Origin of the sequence: Yoonia sp. BS5-3 (assembly GCF_038069655.2) — a bacterium.
In the GTDB taxonomy this organism is placed as follows: Bacteria; Pseudomonadota; Alphaproteobacteria; order Rhodobacterales; family Rhodobacteraceae; genus Yoonia; species Yoonia phaeophyticola.
Genome location: NZ_CP150951.2, coordinates 584,733 through 602,876, shown reverse-complemented (window position 1 = coordinate 602,876; position 18,144 = coordinate 584,733). Strand labels below are relative to the sequence as shown.

At 55.3% G+C, this 18,144-nt stretch carries 19 protein-coding genes; 17 read left to right on the top strand and 2 right to left on the bottom strand.

Features of this window, described 5'->3' with window-relative positions:
• Window positions 1-71 precede the first annotated feature (71 nt).
• Together rpoC and AABB29_RS03155 are read left to right on the top strand one after the other, a co-directional pair.
• The gene (gene rpoC / locus AABB29_RS03160; RefSeq protein WP_341368329.1) at window positions 72-4,316 is read left to right on the top strand and encodes a DNA-directed RNA polymerase subunit beta'; all 4,245 of its coding nucleotides are present in this window, start codon (window positions 72-74) and stop codon (window positions 4,314-4,316) included.
• Between the two features lie 281 nt (window positions 4,317-4,597).
• A complete protein-coding gene (locus tag AABB29_RS03155) occupies window positions 4,598-5,500 on the top strand; it encodes a DMT family transporter (protein WP_341368330.1) in 903 nt (300 codons plus the stop codon).
• On the opposite strand, the gene AABB29_RS03150 is transcribed toward AABB29_RS03155, so the two are convergent.
• Window positions 5,497-6,069, bottom strand: coding sequence for a hypothetical protein (locus tag AABB29_RS03150; RefSeq protein WP_341368331.1), 573 nt, complete (start codon window positions 6,067-6,069; stop codon window positions 5,497-5,499). The two genes, AABB29_RS03155 and AABB29_RS03150, sit on opposite strands and share 4 nt — an antisense overlap.
• 381 nt (window positions 6,070-6,450) lie before the next feature.
• Here AABB29_RS03150 and rpsL point away from each other — a divergent pair, with 381 nt between their 5' ends.
• The 11 genes from rpsL to AABB29_RS03095 all read left to right on the top strand — a co-directional run bounded on the left by rpsL (window position 6,451) and on the right by AABB29_RS03095 (window position 14,687).
• A complete protein-coding gene (gene rpsL / locus AABB29_RS03145) occupies window positions 6,451-6,822 on the top strand; it encodes a 30S ribosomal protein S12 (protein ID WP_045998418.1) in 372 nt (123 codons plus the stop codon).
• A gap of 12 nt (window positions 6,823-6,834) precedes the next feature.
• Complete coding sequence (gene rpsG, locus AABB29_RS03140; protein WP_341368332.1) at window positions 6,835-7,305, top strand: 30S ribosomal protein S7; 471 nt, start codon at window positions 6,835-6,837, stop codon at window positions 7,303-7,305.
• Window positions 7,306-7,320: 15 nt separating this feature from the next.
• A complete protein-coding gene (gene fusA / locus AABB29_RS03135) occupies window positions 7,321-9,438 on the top strand; it encodes an elongation factor G (RefSeq protein ID WP_341368333.1) in 2,118 nt (705 codons plus the stop codon).
• 86 nt (window positions 9,439-9,524) lie between these two features.
• Window positions 9,525-10,700: an elongation factor Tu gene (tuf, locus tag AABB29_RS03130; protein ID WP_341368310.1), complete on the top strand. Its 1,176-nt coding sequence runs from the start codon at window positions 9,525-9,527 to the stop codon at window positions 10,698-10,700.
• A gap of 289 nt (window positions 10,701-10,989) precedes the next feature.
• Window positions 10,990-11,877, top strand: coding sequence for a collagen-like protein (locus AABB29_RS03125; protein WP_341368334.1), 888 nt, complete (start codon window positions 10,990-10,992; stop codon window positions 11,875-11,877).
• Window positions 11,878-12,040: 163 nt separating this feature from the next.
• Window positions 12,041-12,355 (top strand): 30S ribosomal protein S10, encoded by a 315-nt coding sequence (gene rpsJ / locus AABB29_RS03120; RefSeq protein WP_341368335.1) that lies wholly within the window; start codon window positions 12,041-12,043, stop codon window positions 12,353-12,355.
• Between the two features lie 13 nt (window positions 12,356-12,368).
• Window positions 12,369-13,106, top strand: coding sequence for a 50S ribosomal protein L3 (rplC, locus tag AABB29_RS03115; protein ID WP_341368336.1), 738 nt, complete (start codon window positions 12,369-12,371; stop codon window positions 13,104-13,106).
• A complete protein-coding gene (gene rplD, locus AABB29_RS03110; RefSeq protein ID WP_341368337.1) occupies window positions 13,096-13,716 on the top strand; it encodes a 50S ribosomal protein L4 in 621 nt (206 codons plus the stop codon). The genes rplC and rplD overlap by 11 nt, the downstream gene beginning before the upstream one ends.
• Entirely contained in the window at window positions 13,713-14,009 is a 297-nt protein-coding gene (locus AABB29_RS03105; RefSeq protein WP_341368338.1) for a 50S ribosomal protein L23, read from the top strand. The genes rplD and AABB29_RS03105 overlap by 4 nt, the downstream gene beginning before the upstream one ends.
• A gap of 136 nt (window positions 14,010-14,145) precedes the next feature.
• Window positions 14,146-14,364 (top strand): DUF2892 domain-containing protein, encoded by a 219-nt coding sequence (locus AABB29_RS03100; RefSeq protein WP_341368339.1) that lies wholly within the window; start codon window positions 14,146-14,148, stop codon window positions 14,362-14,364.
• Window positions 14,340-14,687 (top strand): DUF2200 domain-containing protein, encoded by a 348-nt coding sequence (locus tag AABB29_RS03095; RefSeq protein ID WP_341368340.1) that lies wholly within the window; start codon window positions 14,340-14,342, stop codon window positions 14,685-14,687. Before AABB29_RS03100 ends, AABB29_RS03095 begins: the two co-directional genes overlap by 25 nt.
• A gap of 298 nt (window positions 14,688-14,985) precedes the next feature.
• Here the strand turns inward: AABB29_RS03095 and AABB29_RS03090 are convergent, their stop codons facing one another.
• Complete coding sequence (locus AABB29_RS03090; protein WP_341368341.1) at window positions 14,986-15,606, bottom strand: hypothetical protein; 621 nt, start codon at window positions 15,604-15,606, stop codon at window positions 14,986-14,988.
• Between the two features lie 333 nt (window positions 15,607-15,939).
• Here AABB29_RS03090 and rplB point away from each other — a divergent pair, with 333 nt between their 5' ends.
• The 4 genes from rplB to rpsC are packed head-to-tail and all read left to right on the top strand — an operon-like array spanning window position 15,940 to window position 18,141.
• Window positions 15,940-16,782 (top strand): 50S ribosomal protein L2, encoded by an 843-nt coding sequence (gene rplB / locus AABB29_RS03085; protein ID WP_341368342.1) that lies wholly within the window; start codon window positions 15,940-15,942, stop codon window positions 16,780-16,782.
• Between the two features lie 2 nt (window positions 16,783-16,784).
• Window positions 16,785-17,063, top strand: a complete 279-nt coding sequence (gene rpsS, locus AABB29_RS03080) for a 30S ribosomal protein S19 (RefSeq protein WP_055295568.1) — start codon at window positions 16,785-16,787, stop codon at window positions 17,061-17,063.
• Window positions 17,060-17,440 (top strand): 50S ribosomal protein L22, encoded by a 381-nt coding sequence (gene rplV, locus AABB29_RS03075; RefSeq protein ID WP_341368343.1) that lies wholly within the window; start codon window positions 17,060-17,062, stop codon window positions 17,438-17,440. The genes rpsS and rplV overlap by 4 nt, the downstream gene beginning before the upstream one ends.
• Window positions 17,440-18,141, top strand: coding sequence for a 30S ribosomal protein S3 (gene rpsC, locus AABB29_RS03070; RefSeq protein ID WP_341368344.1), 702 nt, complete (start codon window positions 17,440-17,442; stop codon window positions 18,139-18,141). Before rplV ends, rpsC begins: the two co-directional genes overlap by 1 nt.
• Window positions 18,142-18,144 lie beyond the last annotated feature (3 nt).

Sequence of the window (18,144 nt, the reverse complement as noted above, 5' to 3'; positions counted from 1 at the left end):
GGGGCAGAACAAATTTCTAGAAATTTGTTCGCTCTTTCCCTCCCAACGCACCCCAATTCAAGGAATTGAAGATGAACCAGGAACTGACAAATAACCCGTTTAACCCGCTGACCCCGGCAAAAACGTTTGACGAAATCAAGGTGTCTTTGGCATCCCCCGAGCGGATACTGTCGTGGTCCTTTGGTGAGATCAAGAAGCCGGAAACCATCAACTACCGCACATTCAAGCCTGAGCGTGACGGTCTGTTCTGCGCGCGTATCTTTGGCCCGATCAAAGATTACGAATGCCTCTGTGGTAAATATAAGCGCATGAAATATCGCGGCGTTGTCTGCGAGAAATGTGGTGTGGAAGTCACCCTGCAGAAAGTCCGCCGTGAGCGGATGGGCCACATCGAATTGGCTGCACCTGTTGCGCACATCTGGTTCCTGAAATCGCTGCCATCCCGCATCGGCCTGATGCTGGACATGACATTGCGCGATCTGGAACGCATCCTGTATTTCGAAAACTACGTTGTGATCGAACCCGGCCTGACTGACCTGACTTACGGCCAGTTGATGACCGAGGAAGAGTTCAACGACGCGCAAGACCTTTACGGGATGGACGCGTTCCAGGCCAATATTGGTGCTGAAGCGATCCGTGAAATGCTGTCTCAGATCGATCTGGAAAGCGAAGCAGAACAGCTGCGTGCTGACCTGAAAGAAGCCACTGGCGAATTGAAGCCCAAGAAGATCATCAAGCGTTTGAAGATCGTCGAAAGCTTCCTGGAGTCTGGCAACCGCCCTGAGTGGATGGTTCTGACCGTGATCCCTGTGATCCCGCCAGAATTGCGTCCGTTGGTGCCGCTGGATGGTGGTCGTTTTGCGACCTCCGATCTGAACGATCTGTATCGTCGTGTGATCAACCGGAACAACCGTTTGAAGCGTCTGATTGAGTTGCGCGCGCCTGACATCATCGTCCGGAACGAAAAGCGGATGTTGCAGGAATCTGTGGATGCGCTGTTTGATAACGGCCGTCGTGGTCGTGTGATCACCGGTGCGAACAAGCGTCCTCTGAAATCCCTCAGCGATATGCTGAAGGGTAAGCAGGGTCGCTTCCGTCAGAACCTTTTGGGGAAACGTGTCGATTTCTCGGGTCGTTCGGTCATTGTGACTGGTCCGGAGTTGAAACTGCATCAATGTGGTCTGCCCAAGAAGATGGCGTTGGAGCTGTTCAAGCCGTTCATCTATTCGCGCCTTGAGGCCAAGGGTCTGTCTTCCACAGTGAAGCAAGCCAAGAAACTGGTCGAAAAAGAGCGTCCCGAGGTTTGGGATATTCTGGATGAGGTGATCCGCGAACACCCCGTCATGCTGAACCGTGCGCCAACGCTGCACCGTTTGGGCATCCAGGCGTTTGAACCTGTCCTGATCGAAGGCAAGGCTATTCAGCTGCACCCGCTGGTCTGTTCTGCGTTTAACGCTGACTTTGACGGTGACCAAATGGCGGTTCACGTACCGCTTTCACTGGAAGCCCAGTTGGAAGCCCGCGTTCTGATGATGTCCACGAACAACGTGCTGTCCCCATCGAACGGTGCGCCGATCATCGTGCCTTCGCAGGATATGATCCTGGGTCTCTACTATACCACTATCATGCGTGAAGGCATGAAGGGCGAGGGGCTGACATTCTCGGACATCGAAGAAGTCGAACACGCTTTGACTGCTGGTGAAGTGCATCTGCACGCCAAGATCACCGCGCGGATGCCGCAGATCGATGATGAAGGCAACGAAGTGCTTGAGCGCTTTGAAACAACCCCTGGCCGTTTGCGTCTGGGTGCGCTGTTGCCGCTGAACGCGAAGGCGCCTTTTGCCTTGGTCAACCGTTTGCTCCGCAAGAAAGAAGTGCAGCAGGTCATCGATACCGTCTATCGTTACTGTGGTCAGAAAGAGTCTGTCATCTTCTGCGACCAGATCATGACCATGGGCTTCCGCGAAGCGTTTAAAGCCGGTATTTCCTTTGGTAAGGACGACATGGTTGTCCCTGACACCAAGTGGGATCTGGTCAATGAGACCCGCGAGCAGGTGAAGGACTTTGAACAGCAATATATGGACGGTCTGATCACCCAAGGTGAGAAGTACAACAAAGTTGTCGATGCCTGGTCAAAGTCGAACGACAAAGTCACCGACGCCATGATGGCCACCATCGGGGAAACCCCAACGCTGGAAGACGGATCGCAAGGCGAACCAAACAGTGTTTACATGATGGCCCACTCTGGTGCCCGTGGTTCTGTCACACAGATGAAGCAGCTGGGCGGGATGCGCGGCTTGATGGCCAAGCCGAATGGCGAAATCATCGAGACGCCAATCATCTCGAACTTTAAAGAAGGTCTGACCGTTCTTGAGTACTTCAACTCGACCCACGGTGCCCGGAAGGGGCTGTCGGATACGGCGTTGAAAACAGCGAACTCGGGTTATCTGACCCGCCGCTTGGTTGACGTCGCCCAAGACTGTATCGTGCGCGAGCTGGATTGCGGGACCGAAGCCTCGATCACTGCCGAAGCGGCTGTGAATGATGGTGAGGTTGTTGCGTCTCTGGCCGAGCGTGTGCTGGGCCGTGTCGCCGCCGAGGATGTCATCAAGTCGGGGACGGATGAGGTGATCGTCGAGTTGGGTGAGCTGATCGACGAGCGTAAAGCTGACATGATCGATGTGGCTGGCATCACCAAGATGCGTATCCGCAGCCCGCTAACCTGCGAAAGCGAAGATGGCGTTTGTGCCATGTGCTATGGTCGTGACCTGGCCCGCGGTACACGCGTCAACATCGGTGAAGCGGTCGGTATCATCGCCGCCCAGTCCATCGGTGAGCCTGGTACACAGCTGACGATGCGGACCTTCCACATCGGTGGTGTTGCCCAGGGTGGTCAGCAGTCCTTCCTCGAAGCATCGCAGCCCGGTCTGATCCGGTTCGACAACGCCAACCTGCTGGAAAATGCAGCTGGTGAGACCGTTGTCATGGGCCGGAACATGACCTTGTCGATCACGGATAAGGAAGGCACCGAGCTGGCCAGCCACAAGGTTGGTTATGGTTCCAAAGTATTTGTCAAAGACGGGCAGGATATCCTGCGCGGTGATAAGCTCTTTGAATGGGATCCATATACCCTGCCGATCATTGCCGAGAAATCCGGTACGGCGAAATACGTCGATCTGGTCAACGGGATCGCGGTGCGCGAGGAAACCGATGATGCAACGGGGATGACTCAGCGTATCGTGGCGGACTGGCGTGCAGCCCCCAAAGGCAACGAACTGGCCCCGAAAATTATCGTGGTTGGTGCGGATGGTGAACCTGCCGTCAAGGACGATGGTAACCCCGTGTCCTACGGTATGTCCGTGGATGCGATCCTGTCGGTTGAAGACGGTCAGGAAATCAAAGCTGGTGACGTTGTTGCGCGTATTCCGCGTGAGGGTGCCAAGACCAAGGACATCACCGGTGGTCTGCCACGTGTGGCCGAATTGTTCGAAGCCCGCCGTCCAAAAGATCACGCGATCATCGCCGAAATCGATGGCTACGTGCGCTTTGGCAAGGACTATAAGAACAAACGTCGCATCGCGATTGAATCTTCTGATGATGCAGAGGTTAAGGTCGAATACATGGTGCCCAAGGGTAAGCACATTCCGGTTGCGGAAGGTGACTTTATCAAAAAGGGCGACTACATCATGGATGGTAACCCCGCCCCGCATGATATTCTTGCGGTTATGGGGGTTGAGGCCTTGGCTGATTATATGATCGACGAGGTTCAGGACGTTTACCGCCTGCAGGGTGTGAAGATCAACGATAAGCATATCGAAGTGATCGTCCGCCAGATGCTCCAGAAATGGGAAATCCAGGACAGTGGTGACACGGTTCTGCTGAAAGGCGAAAACGTCGATAAGGCCGAGTTTGACGAGGCGAATGCCAAGGCGCTGAAACGTGGTGATCGTCCGGCACAAGGTGAGCCGATCCTCTTGGGGATCACCAAAGCGTCCTTGCAGACCCGTTCGTTCATCTCGGCTGCGTCCTTCCAGGAAACAACCCGCGTACTGACCGAAGCATCGGTGCAGGGTAAGAAGGATAAGCTGATTGGTCTGAAAGAGAACGTCATCGTGGGTCGTCTGATCCCGGCTGGTACAGGCGGGGCGACACAGCAGATGCGCCGCGTGGCTGCTGACCGTGACAACGTGGTCATCGAAGCCCGCCGGGAAGAAGCAGAAGAGGCCGCACGTCTTGCTGCCCCGATGGAGATGGCGAGCGATGTTGACGCCGATGATGCGCTGATCGTTGACACACCAGAAGGCGGCGATCTGTAAAGAGACGTGGTTAGAATTGGAAAAGGGCCTTCGCGATGCGAGGGCCCTTTTTGTTTGCGTGGCAGAACTATTTACGGCTTGCACACTGCAAGATACGCCTGAGTTTCGTTGATGAACCTGGACAGATTGTCGGTCGTATGGCGTCCTTCAACGCGACACCGGGGATGTTGATGCCATCTGATATTGGAAACATCATCATGCCGTGGTTCGTTGATCCGGCCTGATACCGGTATCTAAGCGTTTCTCTGGCGCGTTACCCGGCAAGCGGTTACGCATCTTTCATGACTAAATCTTCAGAGAATAGCCGCGGTGCTCTTTTGATGATGGGTGCCATGTGTGCCTACACTGTCAATGACGCGTTCATGAAGCTTGCCACCACCAATTTTCCGCTATTCCAAGCCATCATGATCCGCGGTTTTGGTGCGGTGCTATGTTTGGCGCTGATGTGTCGCTTTATGGGGCAGTTCCGGTTTGATTTCCGTGCCTCCGACTGGGCATTGATTGCCCTGCGTACCTTATGCGAGGTGACGGGCACCTATTTCTTTCTGACCGCCCTGCTGCATATGCCAATTGCCAATATCAGCGCCATTTTGCAGGCGCTGCCGTTGACCGTGGCCCTTGGGGCCGCCCTGTTGTTTCGCGAACCGCTTGGCTGGCGCCGCTTGGCGGCTATTGCCATTGGTTTTGTGGGCGTGGTGCTGATTATTCAGCCCGGCGGTGCGGATTTTAACAGTTACAGCATTTACGCCCTGATCACGGTGCTTTGCGTCACTGTGCGTGATCTGGCCGTGCGGCGCATGTCCCATGATGTTCCGCCCGTTTTCGTCGCTTTGATCACGGCCATTGGCACGACCCTGCTGGGCTGTGTCGGGACGGCTTTTACCGATATGCAACCGATCACGGGCGATGCGGGCCGTTACATTGCCTGCGCTACCTTGTTCCTAAGCGTCGGGTATATTCTGTCGGTCAGTGCCATGCGCGTCGGCGAGATCGGCTTTGTCGCCCCGTTTCGTTATACCAGCCTTTTGGTGGCGTTGATCCTAGGGGTATTGCTGTTTGACGAATGGCCAAACCTGATCACGATCTTGGGGGCGAGTATCGTTGTGGCGACAGGGCTGTTCACGCTTTACCGCGAAAAACAGATCAAGCAGCCCATCGCCCCGCAAAGCAGGCGCCAGCGTTAGTTGCTGGTCCCGAAAAAGACCCCGTCAATGTCCAACAGAAAATCGCCATTTGCAGCGCCTTCGGCCGAGCCATAGACCGCATCACCTTGCCCGGTATCGTCATAAACCGCGCCATCAAGAACGATATTCATGTCCGAATTCACGACAAAACCGCTATTGTCGACACCTTGCACTGTGCCTGAAGCGGTTGCGTCCAGGTCCCCATTGCTTTCGATGCCGGACATCTGGAGCGTGCCCGTCAGCAACTGATCGGGGGTGCCGTCGGGATTGATCAAGTTGATATTGCTGACATTGCCATCAATATCGTTGCTACTGAACCCAACAATCATAGTCATATCTGCAAGGATGCTTCCTTGTGCATCGCCGCTGACATTTGCGCCGATTTGCCCGTTATAGGTCACTGATCCGGTGGGCAGGTCCGCAATGGCTGTCTGGGGCAGGGCACTGATCCGCGTTGCCTCGTCAAAGGCGTCATCCACATCTGATGCTGTCACTGTCGGCGGTGTCGGGGTGGCGCAGGCTGACAGGCTGGCCATCACGATCAAGCTGGCACTGATAGGTTTCATCATGTTCGAACTCCGATACTGCGTTTGGGCATTTGATTTGATTGCTTCAGCTTTGCGTGTCTTGGAGTTGCTATACAATAAGGGCGCGCGGCTATCGAATAACACGGCGTGTTATTGCCTTGAACGCCCTGTATTTCCCGGCTGTTGACAGGCACAGCGACTCCTCCTATACGCCGCTCAACCGGGCGTGGGGCTTTCCTGCTGCCTTGTTATCAGACCCCGTAGTGGCCAAGAACCGAGCGCTTATTGCTTTGTTCCTCTGGAAACTCACCGCACCGAACCTCCGGTAAGGGTTCGACTGCGGAATTTTTGTGCTTTTTGAAGCGCAGTTTTGAAACCCGCGTTTGCCGGACGCAATATGTGAATAGATGGGAACATCAAACGATGCCAACGATTCAGCAGCTGATCCGCAAGCCGCGCCAGCCGAAAGTGAACAAATCCAAGTCCATGCACTTGGAATCATGCCCCCAGAAACGCGGGGTTTGCACACGCGTTTATACAACGACACCTAAGAAGCCGAACTCGGCCATGCGGAAAGTCGCCAAAGTGCGCCTGACCAATGGCTTTGAAGTCATCTCTTACATCCCCGGTGAAAGCCACAACCTTCAGGAACACTCTGTTGTTTTGATCCGTGGCGGCCGTGTGAAAGACCTTCCTGGTGTGCGTTACCACATCCTGCGCGGTGTTCTGGATACCCAGGGTGTCAAAGACCGTAAACAACGCCGTTCGAAATACGGCGCGAAGCGTCCTAAGTAAGGAAGAGATCAGATGTCACGCCGTCACGCCGCTGAAAAACGCGAAGTTCTGCCCGACGCCAAATTTGGCGATATCGTTCTGACCAAGTTCATGAACAACCTGATGATCGATGGTAAAAAAGCTGTCGCTGAACGCATCGTCTACAACGCTTTTGATCGCGTTGAAGACAAGTTGAAGAAAAGCCCTCTGGAAGTGTTCCACGAAGGTCTCGACAACATCAAACCTAACCTCGAAGTCCGCTCGCGCCGCGTTGGTGGTGCCACCTATCAGGTGCCTGTGGATGTGCGCCCTGAGCGCCGCGAAGCGCTGGCCATCCGCTGGTTGATCGCTGCAGCCAAAAACCGCAACGAAAACACCATGGAAGAGCGCCTGGCGGGCGAGTTGATTGACGCCGTCAACAACCGCGGCACTGCCGTGAAAAAGCGCGAAGACACCCATAAAATGGCCGACGCGAACAAAGCGTTCAGCCACTACCGCTGGTAATAGGGAAACATCCAGATGGCACGCGAGTATCCTCTCGAACTTTACCGCAACTTTGGGATTATGGCGCATATCGACGCCGGTAAGACCACATGTTCCGAGCGTATCCTGTATTACACAGGTAAATCCCACAACATTGGCGAAGTTCACGATGGCGCCGCCACCATGGATTGGATGGAGCAGGAACAAGAGCGTGGCATCACGATCACCTCTGCTGCGACAACCACATTCTGGGAGCGCACAGAAGACGGTCAATCCGCTGACAGTCCCAAGCACCGCCTGAACATCATCGACACCCCCGGCCACGTTGACTTCACCATCGAGGTTGAGCGTTCCTTAGCCGTGCTTGACGGTGCCGTTTGTGTTCTGGACGCCAACGCTGGTGTTGAGCCGCAGACAGAAACCGTCTGGCGTCAGGCTGACCGCTACAAAGTTCCGCGCATGGTCTTCGTCAACAAGATGGACAAGATCGGTGCTGACTTCTTTAACTGTGTGAACATGGTTGAAGAGCGTACAGGTGCTGTTGCTGTTCCAGTGGCTTTCCCAATCGGTGCTGAAACCGAGTTGGAAGGCCTGGTTGATCTGGTCACCATGGAAGAGTGGTTGTGGCAGGGCGAAGATCTGGGCGCATCCTGGGTCAAAGCCCCAATCCGCGACAGCCTGAAGGATCAGGCAGACGAATGGCGCAGCAAGCTGATCGAAAACGCCGTCGAACAAGACGACGAAGCCATGATGGAATATCTCGAAGGCAATGAGCCTGACGTTCCAACATTGCGCGCGCTGATCCGCAAAGGCTGCCTGTCCATGGCGTTTGTCCCTGTTCTGGGCGGTTCTGCCTTCAAGAACAAAGGTGTGCAGCCTTTGCTGAACGCTGTGATCGACTATCTGCCCAGCCCGCTGGACGTTGTTGATTACATGGGCTTCAAACCCGGAGACGAAGACGAAGTTCGTGACATCGCCCGCCGTGCGGATGACGATATGGCCTTCTCTGGCCTGGCGTTCAAAATCATGAACGACCCCTTCGTTGGCTCGCTGACCTTCACACGGATCTATTCCGGTAAGTTGAACAAGGGCGACACCATGCTCAACTCCACCAAAGGTGGTAAAGAGCGTGTGGGCCGTATGATGATGATGCACTCAAACGATCGCGAAGAGATCGATGAAGCATTCGCCGGCGATATCATCGCCTTGGGTGGTCTGAAGAACACCACAACAGGGGATACGCTTTGTGCCCAGAACGACCCAGTTGTCCTGGAGACGATGACTTTCCCTGATCCGGTGATCGAGATCGCGGTTGAGCCTAAGACCAAAGGCGACCAGGAAAAGATGGGCCTTGCCCTGCAGCGTCTGTCTGCCGAGGATCCGTCCTTCCGCGTGGAAACTGATCTGGAATCCGGTCAGACCATCATGAAGGGCATGGGCGAATTGCACCTCGACATTCTGGTCGACCGCATGAAGCGCGAGTTCAAGGTTGAGGCGAATATCGGTGCGCCTCAGGTGGCTTATCGTGAGACTATCGGCCACGCGGTTGAGCATACATACACCCACAAGAAACAGTCCGGTGGATCCGGTCAGTTTGGTGAGGTGAAGCTGAACATCATGCCAACAGAGCCTGGTGAAGGTTATTCGTTTGAATCGCTCATCGTTGGTGGTGCGGTACCAAAGGAATACATCCCCGGTGTTGAAAAGGGCATTCAGTCCGTGATGGACAGCGGTCCTTTGGCGGGCTTCCCTGTGATCGACTTTAAGGTGCAACTGCTGGACGGTAAGTTCCACGATGTTGACTCTTCGATCCTTGCGTTTGAAATCGCGGCACGGATGTGTATGCGTGAAGGCATGCGCAAAGCGGGTGCGAAACTGCTTGAGCCCATTATGAAAGTCGAAGTGATCACACCTGAAGAATACACAGGTGGTATCATTGGTGATCTGACATCCCGTCGGGGTCAGGTGTCCGGTCAGGACACACGCGGCAACGCGATTGCCATCGATGCGATGGTACCTCTGGCGAACATGTTCGGCTACATCAACACGCTGCGTTCGATGTCCTCGGGCCGCGCCCAGTTCACCATGCAGTTCGACCATTACGAACCTGTGCCAAACAACATCTCGGAAGAGATCCAGGCCAAATACGCATAACCGGGACGGCGGGGATAACCCCGCCCTACCACCAACCCGTAGGGTGGGTGCCAACCCACCACCCAAGACAAAACAAGGAGGCCATCATGGCTAAGGAAAAGTTTGAACGTAACAAGCCGCACGTTAACATCGGTACGATTGGTCACGTTGACCACGGCAAGACGACACTGACGGCGGCGATCACGAAGCAGTTTGGTGAATTCCAGGCCTATGACGAAATCGACGGTGCGCCCGAAGAAAAAGCCCGCGGCATCACCATCTCAACCGCGCACGTGGAATATGAGACCGAGACCCGCCACTACGCCCACGTTGACTGCCCCGGCCACGCCGATTACGTCAAGAACATGATCACCGGTGCGGCCCAGATGGACGGCGCGATCCTGGTTGTGAACGCAGCTGACGGCCCGATGCCCCAAACACGCGAGCACATCCTGCTGGGCCGCCAGGTTGGCATCCCGCATATGGTTGTCTTCATGAACAAAGTTGACCAGGTCGACGATGAAGAGCTGCTCGAGCTGGTTGAAATGGAAATCCGCGAGCTGCTGAGCTCTTACGAGTATCCAGGCGACGATATTCCAATCGTTGCAGGCTCGGCTCTGGCCGCTTTGGAAGACCGCGATGACAACATCGGTAAAGAGAAAATCGCCGAGCTGATGGCCGCTGTGGATGAATATATCCCAACACCAGCCCGTGCGGTTGACCAGCCGTTCCTGATGCCTGTTGAGGACGTGTTCTCGATCTCTGGCCGCGGGACAGTTGTGACCGGCCGTGTTGAGCGCGGTGTGATCAATGTTGGTGACGAGATCGAAATCGTTGGCATCAAAGACACCCAGAAAACCACCTGCACAGGTGTTGAAATGTTCCGCAAGCTGCTGGACAGCGGCGAAGCTGGCGACAACATCGGCGCCCTGCTGCGCGGGATCGACCGTGACGCGGTTGAGCGTGGTCAGGTTCTGTGTAAGCCGGGTTCTGTGCAGCCGCACACCAAGTTCGAGGCCGAGGTCTACATCCTGACCAAGGAAGAAGGCGGCCGCCACACGCCGTTCTTTGCGAACTACCGTCCACAGTTCTACTTCCGGACCACTGACGTGACCGGCACATGTGTGCTGCCCGAAGGGACCGAGATGGTGATGCCTGGTGACAACCTGAAACTGTCTGCTGAGCTGATCGCGCCAATCGCGATGGAAGACGGCCTGCGCTTCGCGATCCGCGAAGGTGGCCGGACCGTTGGTTCGGGCGTTGTCTCAAAAATCATCGAGTAAGTACGGGGCGGCTTGCGGTCTTTGACCGCAAACGCACCGCGCGGGTGGCAGATGTTTTCCAAAGGAAAACTTCGAGAACCCGCACCCGTGGGACAAAGACCAAAGGCCGCTCCAATCAGGGGCGGCCTTTCGCATTGACGTGCCATGCGTCCCAAACCCTGTAAGATGGGTCTCGACTCAACAAATAGGATTCCCTCCTCAACCGGCTACCCTTTAACTTGCAGATCCGCTCTTGTTTTAGCTTCTTTTCCTAAGCTAGAAATTGAATCGAGTGTTTTTGGAGAATTGAATGAGTGTAGAACGTATTGCAACGCTTACAGCAGTTGGGGTTTCTGCTTTGGCGCTTTTGTACACCTATATCGATGGAGAGCGGGACAACTCGCGATCAAATGACATCAGCTTCAGCGAATATGCCTCGAAAATTTCGCGTCTTGAAAGTAATCAAGAACGTTTAACCGAAAGACTAATAGAAAGTACCGCGGAAGTCGAACGTTTGGAGGCGATGCTCGCCAGCCTTCCACCGCCCACTGATTTCGATCAGCTCGACGGGTTACTTGCGCGTATTGCTGATCTCGAACGGCGCCCCGCCGCTGCAACGGCGGATATTGATGTTTCAGATGTGGCCGATGCCTTATTCGAAAACTACGGCGACGCATTGCGCGGTGATACGGGACCGCGCGGCCCTCAAGGTGAACAGGGGCCGCAGGGTGACCAGGGTCCTGCAGGCGAAGCAACTGGAACAACAACGGCGGTCGCTTTGGCAAGTCCAGAGGTGCGCGAACAGTTCATATTTGATAGCGAGTTTGAGACCAAACGTATTGGCGACCTTCAGGTCGACTTAGTTGGTTGCTTCAACGGTGGCGGTTCGGTTAGCTGTGAATTTCAAGTCGAAGCATTGACGTCGGATATAGTAGAGGTGAGTTTTCGGAGCATAGACTTCCAGATTGCTTTAGAGACCTCCGAATGGCATGAATCAAATAGAGTAAGGCTACTAAATCGCACTGCGACATCGCATTCCACGCTGAGACACGATTTCATTCCAAATTTGCCAGTTCGTGTCTTCGCAGACTTTCAGGGAGCAGAGACGAACGGCTCTGGTTTGCCGATAGTCGAGTTTTGTACTACAGGCTGCAACACTAAGACATCGTGGAATTCAGTTGCATTTTCTGGTCAGTAGGAATCCCCCTTTACACATCCCCCGACTCCCCCTATACGCCGCTCATCCAGCAAGGGTGCGCCATCGCGTGCCCTTTATACGTTGGACGAAAAGACGCGATGAGGGTGCTGGATGAGCTGGTGTCCTCCAATCCGATCTTCACCCCAGTATAAGGGGATGACATATGGCCGCTCAGAGCCAAAACATCCGTATTCGCCTGAAGGCGTTTGATTACCGGGTGCTTGATGCAAGTACACAGGAAATCGTCAGCACAGCCAAGCGCACAGGCGCTTCTGTCCGTGGTCCGATCCCACTTCCAAACAAGATCGAAAAATTCACCGTTCTGCGTGGCCCTCACGTTGACAAAAAATCCCGCGATCAGTTCGAGATCCGCACGCATAAGCGTCTGCTCGACATCGTTGACCCAACACCGCAAACCGTGGACGCGCTGATGAAGCTCGACCTGGCCGCCGGTGTTGATGTTCAGATTTCCGTATAAGGAGGATCGATAGATGCTCCGTACCGGACTTATCGCTAAGAAAGTCGGGATGACCCGGCTGTTCATGGAAGACGGCAAGCAGATTCCTGTGACCGTTCTTTCGCTCGAAAACCTACAGGTTGTTGCACAGCGCACCGCTGACAAAGACGGCTATGTTGCCGTTCAGCTGGGTGCCGGTGCGGCCAAGGCCAAGCGCACATCCAAAGCGATGCGCGGCCATTTTGCAGCTGCCAAAGTGGAACCAAAGCGCAAGGTCGCTGAATTCCGCGTGGCCCCTGAGAACCTGATCGATGTGGGCGCCGAGCTGTCCGCTGATCACTATTTCGAAGGCCAGTATGTCGACGTGTGCGGCACATCCATCGGTAAAGGTTTTGCCGGTGCGATGAAGCGCCACAACTTCGGCGGTCTGCGCGCCACGCACGGTGTCTCGATCAGCCACCGTTCGCATGGTTCGACAGGTCAGTGTCAGGACCCGGGTAAGGTTTTCAAGGGCAAGAAAATGGCTGGCCATATGGGCGCTGCCAAAGTCACCACCCAGAACCTGCAGGTCGTCAAGACCGATGCCGACCGTGGCCTGATTATGGTCAAAGGTGCCGTGCCCGGTTCCAAAGGCGGCTGGGTGACCCTGAAGGATGCGGTCAAAAAGCCCGTTCCTGAAAACGTAGTATACCCTGCTGGTCTGCGCTCGGCGGCGATCGAGGCCGCAGCAACCGAGGCCCCAGCTGAGGAGGTCGAAACCAATGAAGGCTGATGCAATCAAACTGGACGGCGGCAAAGCCGGTTCCGTTGACCTTAACGACGACATCTTTGGTCTGGAGCCCCGCAAGGACATCCTGCACCGCGTCGTTCGCTGGCAGCGTAACAAGGCCATGGCAGGTACGCATGACGTGCTGACACGGTCCGAAGTGAGCTATTCGACCAAGAAGATCTACCGCCAAAAGGGCACAGGTGGCGCACGCCACGGCTCGCGCGGTGCACCGATCTTCCGCTCGGGTGGTATCTACAAGGGCCCAACGCCGCGCAGCCACGCCCATGATCTGCCAAAGAAGGTCCGCAAGCTGGGCCTGAAGCACGCTTTGTCTGCCAAGCAGGCTGCGGGTGAGCTGGTTGTCGTGGATAGCATCGATGTCAAAGACGCCAAAACGGGCGCTCTGGCCAAGCAGGTCGGCGCACTTGGTTGGAAGCGGGCTTTGGTCATCGACGGCGCTGAAGTGAACGAAAACTTCGCTAAGGCGGCCCAAAACATCAAAACCTTGGACGTACTGCCCAGCCAGGGCGCGAACGTCTACGACATCCTGCGGTCTGACACGCTGGTCCTGACCAAAGCAGGCGTCGAAGCACTGGAGGCTCGTTTGTCATGAGCGCGAAAGCAGAACATTACGACGTGATCCGCAAGCCGATCATCACCGAGAAATCCACAATGGCCTCTGAAAATGGTGCCGTGGTTTTCGAAGTGGCGATTGACAGCAACAAGCCACAGATCAAGCAGGCTGTTGAAGCCTTGTTTGGCGTGAAGGTCAAAGCGGTCAACACATCGATCACCAAAGGTAAAGTGAAGCGCTTCCGCGGTTCGCTCGGCACTCGTAAGGATGTCAAAAAAGCCTATGTGACCCTCGAAGAGGGCAACACAATCGACGTAAGCACCGGTCTCTGATCGCCGCTTATGTTGGAAATTGATCCCCGGTTGCGCAGGCAGCCGGGGATTTTTTGTGCCGGCCGGTCAAAAGCATTTCATTTTCCAAACATTTGTCTGCTGCTAGGTTGTTCTATCTGAAATGGAGAGATTGCATATGACGCGTAATCTAGCATATTGGGACCGTATCGCGCGTTTCGTTCTGGGCATGCTACCTGTGATCGCTGCATTGACGGGCACTATCGGCGTATGGGGCTGGGTCGGGGTGATCTTGCTGACGACCGCCAGCGTGAACTTTTGCCCGCCGCCGTTCATCGGTTACCTTCCGGTCGTCACAGACAGGAGACCCCCATGGTGCACCCGATCTTTCAAATGAGCTTTGCCAGCGTTTACCCGCATTACGTCACCAAGGTTGAGAAGAAGGGCAAGACCAAAGCGCAGCTGGATGAGATCATTGCTTGGCTGACGGGCTATGACGCGGATGGGCTGGCGGCGGTGCTCGCGGACCAGCGGGATTTTGAGGCGTTCTTTGCGGATGCGCCCAAGATGAACCCGAACCGGGCGTTGATTAAGGGCGTCGTTTGCGGTGTCCGGGTCGAGGATATCGAAGACCCTTTGATGCAGGAAATCCGCTATCTTGATAAGCTGGTGGATGAACTGGCGCGGGGCAAGAAGTTTGAGAATATCTTGCGGTCTTGATCCGGATCAGGTCAATCGGCAAGCTTTGTCGGGGAGAACCCCGACCTACGTAGGCCGGGGTTCTCTCCGGCTATACCATGGTAGCGGAAGCCGGTCGCGTCTGCCCGTGGGTGTTTGCGGCGGAGTAGAAACGATCCGGTGGATCGTTTTAGCCGCAAACGGGCGGAGCCCCGGGCGCAACTGCCCTTGATGTCTGGCACTTTATGGCAGCCACCCATGCGCCGAGGATGCGTTACGCAAAACGGCACCCAAGCGCCAGCCCGCCCGGCGCCCGCGGATTGTACCAGATGACAGAGGCTTACTGGGAGCCTTCATTCGCCAATAAGACAAATGATGTCCTTCCGACGAGATTGTTGGCCAAGAGAAAGCGAATAGAGTTTCGAATGGCGAAATCCCTGATGTGCTGAAGCGGTATTTCCGATATCGTTTCGGTTCCGTCTAACTTCTCTAACATTTCTGAAGGTAGCTCGGGGGCGGTCCAGAATGGGATGCTACGAAGTCCAGTCTCCTCAAAATTAAGAACCGCGAGAGTTTTGTCGGGTAGGATGATTGCCGTAACTAACACTTCACAAGGCATTGCGCGCAGCAAGCTATCATGTGGGGCGCCAATCAAACTATGCTCAGGCAGTTCAAAGCCTTCACCTTCATCGTCAGTTTCATAGTAGTCGAGGTGCCATCTGCCGCTTAGATGTTGAAAAGCAAAGTTAGGAGGTGTCTCATAAAACCATCGCGGTAAGTCGGGAATATTTGTAAGGTGTCCGAGGCAGACCATTCCGAGTGAATTCGGTCCGGAACGCTCTAAGCATTCTTCGGAGCACCCTGCTGCCCACCCGCTGATCGTATTGCACACGAATCCTGCTGCTGCGACATCTTTAAGAACATGGCTGCAAACCAACGTGGCTTGGTCTAAGGTAGTCATGAGTTTCTCCTTTTGCGGTACTAATCGCATGATGTGCAATGTTTCTGCTATCGGGCTATTATGGCCGTATTTTGAAGCCCGCTCATTTTAGGGTCTAGGCGCGTCTCCGGCAAATACCTCGGCCCTACTTTGTTGAACTCCCGCTACCCCTTGTCAGAGGGTTCTCGCCATCCTATAAGCCGCCAATCGCTTCACCCCGGATTCGTTCGGGGTGTTTTGATTTGGCCGACGTGTGGGTTTCACCCACCCTACGCCACCACGAACCGGGCACCTACGGGGGCCTTAACCACATAGGCCACGCAAGTGGCCGCCAAGCAAACGGAAGAAGCTAACATGGCACTCAAGTCGTACAAACCGACGACGCCGGGCCAGCGTGGGCTGGTGCTGATCGACCGTTCGGAGCTTTGGAAAGATCGTCCAGTCAAATCCCTCACCGAGGGTTTGACAAAATCGGGCGGCCGGAACAATACCGGACGGATCACCTCGCGTCGTAGAGGCGGTGGCGCAAAGCGTCTTTACCGCATCATTGATTTCAAGCGGAACAAGCTGGACATGTCCGCTGTTGTCGCCCGGATCGAATATGACCCGAACCGCACTGCATTCATCGCGCTGATCCAGTACGAAGACGGTACTCAGAATTACATCATTGCCCCGCAGCGTCTGGCTGTTGGTGACAAGGTGATTGCCTCGGCCAAGGCCGACATCAAACCCGGTAATGCAATGCCTTTCAGCGGCATGCCCATCGGGACAATCGTTCACAACATCGAACTCAAGCCCGGCAAAGGCGGCCAGATCGCCCGTGCTGCTGGTACTTATGCGCAGTTCGTTGGTCGTGACGGTGGCTACGCGCAGATCCGCCTGTCTTCGGGCGAGCTGCGTCTGGTTCGTCAGGAATGCATGGCCACTGTTGGTGCTGTGTCGAACCCTGACAATTCCAACCAGAACTTTGGTAAAGCGGGCCGCATGCGCCACAAGGGCATCCGCCCATCCGTTCGCGGTGTTGCGATGAACCCGATCGACCACCCGCATGGTGGTGGTGAAGGCCGCACATCCGGTGGTCGTACGCCGGTTACTCCTTGGGGCAAAGACACCAAGGGCAAGCGTACCCGTAACAAAAACAAAGCGTCGCAGCGGCTTATCGTCCGTTCGCGTCACGCCAAGAAGAAGGGTCGGTAATTATGGCTCGTTCCGTCTGGAAAGGCCCGTTCGTCGACGCCTATGTCTTGAAAAAGGCAGAAGCTTCACGCGAAAGCGGCCGCAACGAAGTGATCAAGATCTGGTCACGCCGTTCGACTATCCTGCCTCAGTTCGTTGGTCTCACCTTTGGTGTGTACAACGGCAAGAAGCACATCCCTGTCAACGTCACGGAAGACATGATTGGTCAGAAGTTTGGTGAATATTCCCCAACACGGACCTATTATGGTCATGCCGCCGATAAGAAGGCAAAGCGCAAATGAGCAAGGATAAGAACCCTCGCCGCGTGGCTGACAATGAAGCCATGGCCAAGCTGCGCATGCTGCGGACATCCCCGCAGAAGCTGAACCTGGTTGCGGGCATGATCCGTGGCAAGAAGGTTGAGCAGGCGCTGACTGACCTGACCTTCAGCAAGAAACGCATCGCTGGCGACGTGAAGAAATGTCTTCAGTCCGCCATCGCCAACGCAGAAAATAATCACAACCTGGATGTTGATGAATTGGTTGTCGCCGAAGCCTATTGCGGCAAGAACCTGATCATGAAGCGCGGTCGTCCCCGTGCCCGTGGCCGGTTCGGCAAGATCATCAAGCCGTTTTCGGAAATCACAATTGTGGTTCGCCAAGTTGAGGAGCAAGCATAATGGGTAACAAAGTAAACCCCGTCGGTATGCGTCTTCAGGTGAACCGCACCTGGGATAGCCGCTGGTACGCTGACACCAAAGACTATGGCGACATGCTGTTGGAAGACTTGTCCATCAAGGATTTCATCAAGAAAGAATGCGCCCAATCCGGCATCAGCCGCGTGATCATCGAACGTCCGCACAAAAAGTGCCGCGTCACGATCCACGCAGCCCGCCCCGGTGTCATCATCGGTAAGAAAGGTGCTGACATCGAAGGCCTGCGCCAGAAATTGTCGCGTCTGACCACGTCAGAGCTGCACCTGAACATCGTTGAGGTCCGCAAGCCTGAGCTGGACGCCCAACTGGTCGCCGAAAGCATCGGTCAGCAGCTGGAACGCCGTGTCTCTTTCCGCCGCGCCATGAAGCGTTCGGTTCAGAACGCCATGCGCATGGGTGCCCTGGGCATCCGGGTGAACTTGGCAGGCCGTCTTGGTGGTGCTGAAATCGCCCGTACCGAATGGTACCGCGAAGGCCGCGTGCCGCTGCACACTCTGCGCGCTGACATTGATTACGCTCATTACGAAGCCATGACGCCTTATGGCATCATCGGCATCAAGGTGTTCATCTACAAAGGTGACATCATGGAGCATGATCCGTCTGCGCATGATCGCAAAAACGCTGAGCTGCAAGAGGGCGCTGTCCCTCGCGGCCCACGCCGCTAAGGA

Coding starts and splice junctions, on each gene's coding strand:
- rpoC (WP_341368329.1), top strand. CDS start 72: ATGAACCAGGAACTGACAAATAACCCGTTTAACCCGCTGACCCCGGCA.
- AABB29_RS03155 (WP_341368330.1), top strand. CDS start 4,598: ATGACTAAATCTTCAGAGAATAGCCGCGGTGCTCTTTTGATGATGGGT.
- AABB29_RS03150 (WP_341368331.1), bottom strand. CDS start 6,069: ATGATGAAACCTATCAGTGCCAGCTTGATCGTGATGGCCAGCCTGTCA.
- rpsL (WP_045998418.1), top strand. CDS start 6,451: ATGCCAACGATTCAGCAGCTGATCCGCAAGCCGCGCCAGCCGAAAGTG.
- rpsG (WP_341368332.1), top strand. CDS start 6,835: ATGTCACGCCGTCACGCCGCTGAAAAACGCGAAGTTCTGCCCGACGCC.
- fusA (WP_341368333.1), top strand. CDS start 7,321: ATGGCACGCGAGTATCCTCTCGAACTTTACCGCAACTTTGGGATTATG.
- tuf (WP_341368310.1), top strand. CDS start 9,525: ATGGCTAAGGAAAAGTTTGAACGTAACAAGCCGCACGTTAACATCGGT.
- AABB29_RS03125 (WP_341368334.1), top strand. CDS start 10,990: ATGAGTGTAGAACGTATTGCAACGCTTACAGCAGTTGGGGTTTCTGCT.
- rpsJ (WP_341368335.1), top strand. CDS start 12,041: ATGGCCGCTCAGAGCCAAAACATCCGTATTCGCCTGAAGGCGTTTGAT.
- rplC (WP_341368336.1), top strand. CDS start 12,369: ATGCTCCGTACCGGACTTATCGCTAAGAAAGTCGGGATGACCCGGCTG.
- rplD (WP_341368337.1), top strand. CDS start 13,096: ATGAAGGCTGATGCAATCAAACTGGACGGCGGCAAAGCCGGTTCCGTT.
- AABB29_RS03105 (WP_341368338.1), top strand. CDS start 13,713: ATGAGCGCGAAAGCAGAACATTACGACGTGATCCGCAAGCCGATCATC.
- AABB29_RS03100 (WP_341368339.1), top strand. CDS start 14,146: ATGACGCGTAATCTAGCATATTGGGACCGTATCGCGCGTTTCGTTCTG.
- AABB29_RS03095 (WP_341368340.1), top strand. CDS start 14,340: ATGGTGCACCCGATCTTTCAAATGAGCTTTGCCAGCGTTTACCCGCAT.
- AABB29_RS03090 (WP_341368341.1), bottom strand. CDS start 15,606: ATGACTACCTTAGACCAAGCCACGTTGGTTTGCAGCCATGTTCTTAAA.
- rplB (WP_341368342.1), top strand. CDS start 15,940: ATGGCACTCAAGTCGTACAAACCGACGACGCCGGGCCAGCGTGGGCTG.
- rpsS (WP_055295568.1), top strand. CDS start 16,785: ATGGCTCGTTCCGTCTGGAAAGGCCCGTTCGTCGACGCCTATGTCTTG.
- rplV (WP_341368343.1), top strand. CDS start 17,060: ATGAGCAAGGATAAGAACCCTCGCCGCGTGGCTGACAATGAAGCCATG.
- rpsC (WP_341368344.1), top strand. CDS start 17,440: ATGGGTAACAAAGTAAACCCCGTCGGTATGCGTCTTCAGGTGAACCGC.